Origin of the sequence: Cryobacterium frigoriphilum, from assembly GCF_004403305.1 — a bacterium.
Classification (GTDB): Bacteria; Actinomycetota; Actinomycetes; order Actinomycetales; family Microbacteriaceae; genus Cryobacterium; species Cryobacterium frigoriphilum.
Genome location: NZ_SOHE01000049.1, coordinates 1 through 7,941 on the forward strand (window position 1 = coordinate 1; position 7,941 = coordinate 7,941).

Annotated in this window: 7 protein-coding genes; 6 read left to right on the plus strand and 1 reads right to left on the minus strand. The window is 62.7% G+C overall.

Translation table 11 applies throughout. The features are described from left to right. The first annotated feature begins 170 nt into the window (after positions 1–170). The 5 genes from E3T55_RS11455 to E3T55_RS11475 all read left to right on the plus strand — a co-directional run bounded on the left by E3T55_RS11455 (position 171) and on the right by E3T55_RS11475 (position 5,957). Entirely contained in the window at positions 171–644 is a 474-nt protein-coding gene (locus tag E3T55_RS11455; protein WP_134519709.1) for a MarR family winged helix-turn-helix transcriptional regulator, read from the plus strand. Between the two features lie 197 nt (positions 645–841). Further along, entirely contained in the window at positions 842–3,310 is a 2,469-nt protein-coding gene (locus E3T55_RS11460) for a transglycosylase domain-containing protein (protein WP_166791764.1), read from the plus strand. A 594-nt stretch (positions 3,311–3,904) separates the two neighbouring features. After that, positions 3,905–4,291: a sulfate permease gene (locus E3T55_RS11465; protein ID WP_134519711.1), complete on the plus strand. Its 387-nt coding sequence runs from the start codon at positions 3,905–3,907 to the stop codon at positions 4,289–4,291. A 123-nt stretch (positions 4,292–4,414) separates the two neighbouring features. Beyond that, positions 4,415–4,678: a hypothetical protein gene (locus tag E3T55_RS11470; protein ID WP_134519712.1), complete on the plus strand. Its 264-nt coding sequence runs from the start codon at positions 4,415–4,417 to the stop codon at positions 4,676–4,678. A 7-nt stretch (positions 4,679–4,685) separates the two neighbouring features. Further along, on the plus strand, positions 4,686–5,957 hold the full coding sequence (locus E3T55_RS11475) for a hypothetical protein (protein ID WP_134519713.1): 1,272 nt from the start codon (positions 4,686–4,688) through the stop codon (positions 5,955–5,957). A 167-nt stretch (positions 5,958–6,124) separates the two neighbouring features. Here the strand turns inward: E3T55_RS11475 and E3T55_RS11480 are convergent, their stop codons facing one another. Beyond that, complete coding sequence (locus E3T55_RS11480) at positions 6,125–6,463, minus strand: hypothetical protein (protein ID WP_134519714.1); 339 nt, start codon at positions 6,461–6,463, stop codon at positions 6,125–6,127. A 294-nt stretch (positions 6,464–6,757) separates the two neighbouring features. On the opposite strand from E3T55_RS11480, the gene E3T55_RS11485 reads away from it, so the two are divergent. Next, positions 6,758–7,366 (plus strand): hypothetical protein, encoded by a 609-nt coding sequence (locus E3T55_RS11485; RefSeq protein WP_134519715.1) that lies wholly within the window; start codon positions 6,758–6,760, stop codon positions 7,364–7,366. Positions 7,367–7,941: the final 575 nt, after the last annotated feature.

Sequence of the window (7,941 nt, forward strand, 5' to 3'; positions counted from 1 at the left end):
AAGACGGACTGGACATGGTGATGATTCCTGATTCTCGCCCTACGTCAAACAGCGGACTGACTATTAGCTACTGGCCTCACCCAACCCTGACACGTAGGGTGGTGGCCAACCTCTGATGTATGCTCGCAACAGTTGTGTTTTAGCAACTGTTGTAGATAGTGGGGGCGTGAATGAGTACGGACGACGTTTTCGAATCTCGCTCGGCGGACGCCGCCTTGGCAGCTTCTCGCGCGCTGATGGGTGTGGTGGCTCGATCCGTGTCAGGCGCCCTCGAGGTCGTGACGTTGCCCCAGTTTCGTGTGCTCGTGGTTTTGGACGGTGCCGGGCCCCTGCGGATGGGGGTCTTGGGAGAAGCCATCGGAGTTCTTCCCTCCACGTTGAGCCGAGCCATTGATCGTATTGTCGCGGCCGGGTGGGTGAGGCGCACGACCAAACCAGCCAATCGGCGGGAGGTGCTCATCGAACTCACGATGGCCGGTCAAAACCTGGTCACGAATGCCCTCGAGCAGCGCCGGGACAATATTGCCCAGATTATGTCTGATCTGTCGGCCGACCAGAAGTCCGCCATCGTTGCTGCTTTTGAACTCTTCGCTGACGCTGCAGGGGAGACCCCCGCTGAGGATCTGTTGGTTCTGGGCGTGTAGTCCGACACTGCCCGCAGCATCCCCTCTCACTAGTGCGGCTCTGACCTCGGCGTCACCTTTACGAGTGAGCGTTCGAGTCGCCCTCAACCCCTTATTACAAGTCAATCCAGGAGTTCGCGAAAATCTTAGGCACTGAATCAACCGTCCACACGAGAACACGCAAACGGTCTCTCCGCGCATTTATGGGGTTTTTGGGGATGAGCGTGGTCGTCGCCGTGCTTGTGACGGCGGGTGTCACCCCGGTGGTCGCTCTCGCGGGGCTGACGGCGACGAACACCATTTCAGCCTTCGACAGCCTGCCCGGCTACCTCGGAATCGAACAGCTGTCTCAGAAGAGCAATATCTACGCCACCGCGACCGATGGCACCCCGGTGCTTCTGGCGTCGTTCTACGACCAGAACCGGGTCGAGGTTGAGTCAGATGCGATCAGCCAATTCGTGAAGGATGCCGCCGTGTCCGGCGAAGATCCGCGTTTCTTCGAGCACAACGGTATCGACGTCCAGGGCACTCTGAGGGCGGTTTTGAGTACAGCGTTCAGCGACTCTCTCCAGGGCGGCTCGTCTATCACCCAGCAGTACGTGAAAAACGTGCTCGTGCAGAAATGTGAGGTCATCGCGGATCAGGAACAGAGCGACACCTGCTACCTCACGGCGACCGAGATCACGGGCGCGCGCAAATTGCGGGAGATGCGCTACGCGATCGCTCTGGAGAAAAAATACGAAAAGGCGGACATTCTTCGTCAGTACCTGAACATCACCGGCTTCGGCGGCACCGTCTACGGCATCGAAGCCGCCGCGAACCACTACTTCGACGCCACGGCGGCGACCGTGACCCTGCCCCAGGCCGCGAGTCTGGTGGCCATCGTGAACAATCCGAGAAAGTTTCAGCTCGATATCCCCGACAGCGCCACGAACGGCGCGGCCAACAATTATGCCGCCAACAAGGTACGTCGCGACTATATTCTCGGCGAAATGCTTTCCGGTGAGAAGATCTCGCCAACGCAGTATGAGGCAGCCGTGGCCACTGTGATCAGGCCGGTCATCACCGCGCCCAGCACTGGCTGCGCCACTGCGGGAGCTAACGCCTACTTCTGCGACTACGTCGTACACGCACTCCAGACCGACACCACCTTTGGTGAGAGCGAAGAGGCACGGCTGCTCAATTTTCGCCGCGGCGGGTATGACGTTTACACCACGCTGGACCTCGACGTGCAGGGCGCAGCCGTGACGACCATGAACGAGAATGTTCCGAAGATCTCCGATGCGGGAGACGTGGGCGCCGTCATCTCGAGCGTGGAGGTCGGTACCGGCCGGGTGCTCGCGATGACGCAGAACAAGGATTACAGCCAGGATCCGGCTGTGTTGGCATCGGGGGGAAATTACACCGCGATCAACTACAACACCGACCGGTCCGCCGGTGGATCAAGCGGCTTCCAACCCGGTTCCACCTACAAGGTGTTCACTCTGGCGGAATGGCTGCAGGAGGGGCATTCGCTCAATGAGCGTGTCGATTCTCAGCGCACGTCAAGCTGGGGTGCCTTCCAGGACAGCTGCCGGGGCGCACAGCGTTATCCCGGGTGGAATCCTCGAAACGACTCGTCGAGTCAGAACCGCTCCAACTACAGCGCACTCGAATCGACCATCAACTCCTACAACACGGGTTTCATTGGCATGGCCAAAGAACTGGACCTGTGCGGCATCCGCAAAACGGCCGAGGCCTTCGACGTGCACCGCGCCGACGGCGGTCCTCTCTTCCAGGGTGCAAGTTCCGTGATCGGCACCAACGAAGTCGCGCCCCTCACCATGGCCGTCGCCTTCGCCGGCATCGCCAACGACGGGGTCACCTGCACCCCCGTCGTGATCGACCGGATCGTGGCGGCCGATGACAGTGAGCTGCCCGTTCCCCAGTCCGAGTGCAGCGTCTCCGTCGAGCCCGATGTCGCAGGAGCCATGGCCTACGCGATGCAGCGCGTGATGAGCGAGGGAACCGCTCGCTCCTCGTACTACCAAACGAGTCCTCGCGTTCCCATGATCGGCAAAACCGGCACCACCGACGGCGCAGCCGACACCTGGATGAGCGGCTCCAGTACCGAAGTCGCGACCGTGGCGGGGGTCGTCAGCGTCACCGGCTCGCTCGACCAGCGGTCGATGTACTTCGACAGCGGATACGCCGCCACGGCCCGCCATCGGATGTGGCCGGACGTCATGAGCGTCGCCAACGCCAAGTACGGCGGAGACGACTTCACTGAGGCATCGGCCAGCTCGCTCCGAACCCTGCGCGCCAGCGTCCCCAATCTTCAAAGTGCATCGGTGGCAGAGGCGCGAACGGCGCTGGAATCGGCCGGGTTCACGTTCGACAACGGTGGCGAGACTGCGGCCAACCAACCCGAAGGAACTCTGCGCTCTGATCCGCCTGCTGGTACCCGAGCACAACTGGGCTCCACGGTCACCATCTATGCCAGCACGGGACTTCAGCCGACCTTCCCCGATGTTGTGGGCCTGACTGAGGAGGAGGCGCAGGAGGCCCTGGTGGATTACGACGTGCAGGTACAGGACCTCACCACTGCCGACCCGGACCTCGTTGGGACTGTCGTGTCGATGTCGCCAGCTGCCGGCGACTCTCTGCCAGCCGGAGACGCGATCAGTATTGTGGTTGGCCGGGAGTAGCCGGTATGACCACGGCGGGCGGGCTCCTGAGGCTACTGCGCGGGCAAGTGGCGGACGGAGGCTGCGTTCAACCGTCATTCAGAGTCAGAGTTGGAGTGCTCGCGGTCGTGCTTCGTGGTGGATGCCAACGGACCCGTGGTCGCGCCCAGGCCCGGCCGCCAGATGATCGTTGCCTCCGATGCAGCCAGGCTCTGTCGGTGAGGCCAGGGTTGCCAGGCGATTCGTTCAAAATGCTGTGAGGCGGTATCCGGCGCCTTGTCGGAAGGGCGTAGGAGCTCAGGGCAGTGAGTTGGACATCCGCCCCAGGGGCTCCGAATACTTCTGGGTGGACGTGATGAAGCAAGTCAGGGAGACGTTGGCTGGGGCGGTTCGCGTTCCGTGCGGGATCAACTCTCCGACCGGGGCGTCGGGAAGGTGGCTGCCGAAAAGTTTCTCCTGCCGTTCTGTCCCGACAGCAGGGACTTTCGCCCGCGGACATCCGGTTCTACAATTTCTCTGAGGCAACCTCCATACGCGGCCGGCGCTCGTCGCGTCGGCATAACTCCCTCAGGGCAGTCCTTTCAGGTTCTTGTTGCCAATCTGAAGGGTTGCCACATGTTCGATCTGATTTTGGGGCTCACCGCCCGCAGCCACTACGCCCTGCGTCGCATCATGCCGACCACGATTCTCCTCGACGCGACCCACACACGACGCGGACTCAAGTGGGGCATGCCTGCCATGCTGCTCGCGGTCCCATACGCGATCGGTGCGATGGTCTTCACGCGGCTGATTGAGGCTGGTGGTCCCGGCTGGCTGAACTTGCTGGTGCTCTTGTTCATCTTGAACATGCTGAAGTTCATCGTGAACGGACCGATCTCGCTGATACGCCTGTTCTTGGCTCGATGGCGCGAGGCCCGTGCACGGCGCCATGCGATTCGGGCCTGGCTTCGTGACGACGGCGCAGCCGAGCCGTTTGACGAGTTGACGCTGCTGTCCCGCTGAGCTGTTACTGCCTGATCACGCATCGAATGGCCCAGCCTGATTAGTCCGGCGGGTCAGGGCGTGCGCACCTGATATTCACGACAGGATGTGACCGAACCCACACCCGCCCGTTGGAGGCCTGCCATGCCGATCCCTCAAGAACGCTTCGATGACCTGCTCAGCCGCACCGCGCTCGCTGCGCTCTTCTACTACCCGGAGATCGCCGTCGAAGATGACGACTACAACCTGCAGAACGACATCACCTACTGCTTGGAGCCCGTCGCCGAGATCGCCGCCGAGGATGCCGAACGGCTCCGCGTCGCGGTCGGCCGCGTGATCACCAACCCGACGGCGCACCGTTCCGATCTCCTTGCGCTCGTCATCGAGCTGGCCCCGCCGTCGGAGTAGCGCGATCATGAACGGCCCCACCGACGAGAACACCACGCCGCAGACGGCGCCGGTCAGCCAGCCGCCTGAGCACCGTCCCGTTGACGATGACGGGACTCGGGACATCCGCCGAGAACGCCAGCGCGAAAAGCGGCGCAAGTGGGCGCAGGAACACCCGGACCGGGTGCGTGAGTTGAATCGGATCTGGCGGTTGGAGCACCTCGAGCGGGCCCGGCAGCAGAATCGTGAGCAGATGCGTCGAGCGGTGGTCCGTCGACGCCAGCAGGAAGAAGTCCGGGCCCGGGGGAGGGAGCGCGCCAGACTTTGGCGCGAGGCGCATCCCGGGCGTAACCGTGAGTATCAGCAGCGGTGGGTCGAGCAGAACCGTGACAAGATCCGCGAGTACTACCGGCGCTACTACGACCATCACAGCGCCGAGGTGAACGCCCGGGCCATCGCCCGCCGCGATGCCGACCCTGAACGAACCAAGCAGATCAGCAAAGAGTGGGCCGAGCGCAACAAAGAGCGTCGGGCGGAATGGCAGCGCGCCCGGCGCAGCGACCCCGACATCTACCAGGTGGAGCTCGCGGCCAACGCGGCCGCGCGGCGTTTCAAGCGCCAGCTCAGCCACCTGGGCCTGCCGCCCAAACAGCTGCACCTGGCCACCGCCGCTGAGCGCCGGGCCCACGACCGCGACGCGGATGCCTACTTCACCGACCCCGCGCTGCCCGAGCACCTGCGCCAGTTCACCGTCTTCGCCGAGACGCTGACGGAACTCATGCTCCACAACGGCACCCGCATGCTGGACTTCGCGACGGCCTACGTCACGGACCGGGCCCGCATGGGCCTTCCACCAGTTTCGGCTGAGACCATCGCCTACGGCCGGGCCGTTGAACTGGTCATGCAGCGGATGCGCCGGGTCGACCTCCTGACCGGCCGCGACGTCGCCGCCGCGGTCCGGAGCACCCAGGCCGAGGTCCCGCGTATCGAGCGGCAGCAGCAGTTCGACCAGCTTGTGAAGGGTGTTGTGGCGCGCGTGAATCGCTATCGGGTGCGGCTCGGCAGCGATGCAAAAATCGAGAACAAGGCCCGGGCGCATCGGGGAAAGCCGCAGGTGAAGGCCGAGACGTTGATGGTGCAGATCGCGATGAAGGACGTCAGCGAACGCATGTCCACGAACCGGCTGACCGCGGACGATGCACGCGGGGCCGCCCGCATCATTGGGCTGCACGTTTCGACGACTCTTGATACCCGCCGGACCACCATGGGGGCATCGGCTCAGGGACGCTCGCTCGGGTAGGTGCCTTGGATCGGTGACAGGTGGGCCGGGGGAGTCGAGCCGGGCTAACCGACTGTCACGGTCAGAGCTAGATTCCTCGTCGTGGCGTCTCATGGCGGATGCAATCGAATCGGCGGTCAGAGTCACGCCCGCGACCGCGAGAGGTTCTTCGGCGCGACCGCCGGGTGCTAGGCGATTCGTCCCGAATGTTGAGAAGCGACATCCAGGTCGTCCTCGATTGAGCGTAGGTGCCGGGCTGCCTCGCGCAGTGCCTCAGCGGCACAGTTGGCCTGCGGGGCGCCGGCCGCGCTGTTACCAGCGTCGGTGAACGCCTGGTCGCGGTGGTCGAAATGAGCGGATGCCACTTGGTCGAGCACCTGGCCCAGCGAACGGACAGCCGCGATCAAGTTGCCGAGCACATCATAGGTCTGGCATGGATCATCAATGCTGCGGGTCGCGTGTGCCAAAGTGCGCATCGACTCGCTGGCGGCGTCGGCAGCGGACATGGGCTCGTGGAACGTGGGCACGAGTCTTCTTGACGATTGAGTTCGCCAGTGAGGTGCGCGCGAACTCGCACCACGCTCCCGAGCCAATCTCGCGGCTGGCGCGCCATCCTGGAGCAGAACCCGCAAGGGGAACCCCCAGCGAACTAGCGAAGAGGAGTACTCGCTTGGGGTACCTTGACGAGACTACTTGTTCTGCGGACCGCAGAAATTGGCACCACGCTCGCGTCCCGGTGCGAATGGCGCTCAAACAGTTGACCTGCTCCTGAAGGCTTCCGCTGGCGCTATTCTGCAATGATGTCTGCCTCCAGTTCGTCAATGATCCCGCCCGGCTACCACGAAGACCCCAGCGTCATCCAGCTACATCGCGCGATTGGTGGGTACATCACCACATTTTCGGAGATGACGGCCCTCATGCGGCAGATGATCGGCGAGTATCTAGCGCCGGTTGATGACGAATTCCCGCGCCCAAATCCCTTGCTAAATATCGTCTTTGCAACGATGACTGCGAAGCCGATCTCGGATTCATTCTTTGCAATGGCAACTGCGGTTGGCGACTTGGATGAGACCGGCGGCCGTATTCGAAATGCTCTGAAACGCGAGGTTACGCATAACATAAGTTTCCGAAACGATCTTGCGCATGCTGATTGGTCGTTGGGTTGGGTGAATGCCGACACGAATGAGCCTCTCCCGTCCGCCGCATACAAAATCAAGTCCGATGAGGGAGTGCCACGGTTAACCCAGCTGGATCTGGGGACGAACGACGTGATTCGACAAATCAATCGATTGAATCCCCTAAGAACTGTTTTAGCTGCGTTCGCGGGGACATGTCGCGGCATCCAAAGAGGCGAATCGACGAGCGTCGCCGATGTTCTGGAACTCCACCGGAGCCATCCTTCCGAAACTTTTGAGGTGCGAAAGCGTTAAGCCAGAACGGCGCAAGACGGCCCTCTACCGTGCCAGCCACGGCTACTACACCGAGTCGCACATCCTCGGCTGCACGACCACAGGCACACAGCCTCAAGAGCCGGTCACCCTCATATCGTCTAGGGGAGCGACGTCTCCCTGGTACCATCGATTCCGGCAGCAGCTTGGATCGGTAACTGGGCGGGAGAGTTGAGCCGGGCGAACCGACTGCCACGATCAGAGCGAGATTCCTCGTCGTGGCGTCTCATTGGGAGGACATCGAATCGACGGTCAGGGTCACGCCTGGCCGCCAGAGGCTTCGTCGGCGCGACAGCGGGGTGCCAGGCGATCCGCCCCGAATGCCGGGAAGCAACATCCAGGTCTTCCTCGACTGAGCGCAGGCGCCGGGCCGCCTCGTGGGCCTAAGGGCTCGGTCCCATACCCCGTTGATCTGCTGCGGCCGCCTGGCACCGAAGCTGATGCACGGTCGGAGCCTACTGGCGAGTAGTCGCTTTTGGTACTGCTAGTCCACCTTGTTGGTACTGCTGTTCCGGGGAGGTGGAACTGGCCAGGCTGGCGAAGTGGCCAGGCTGGCG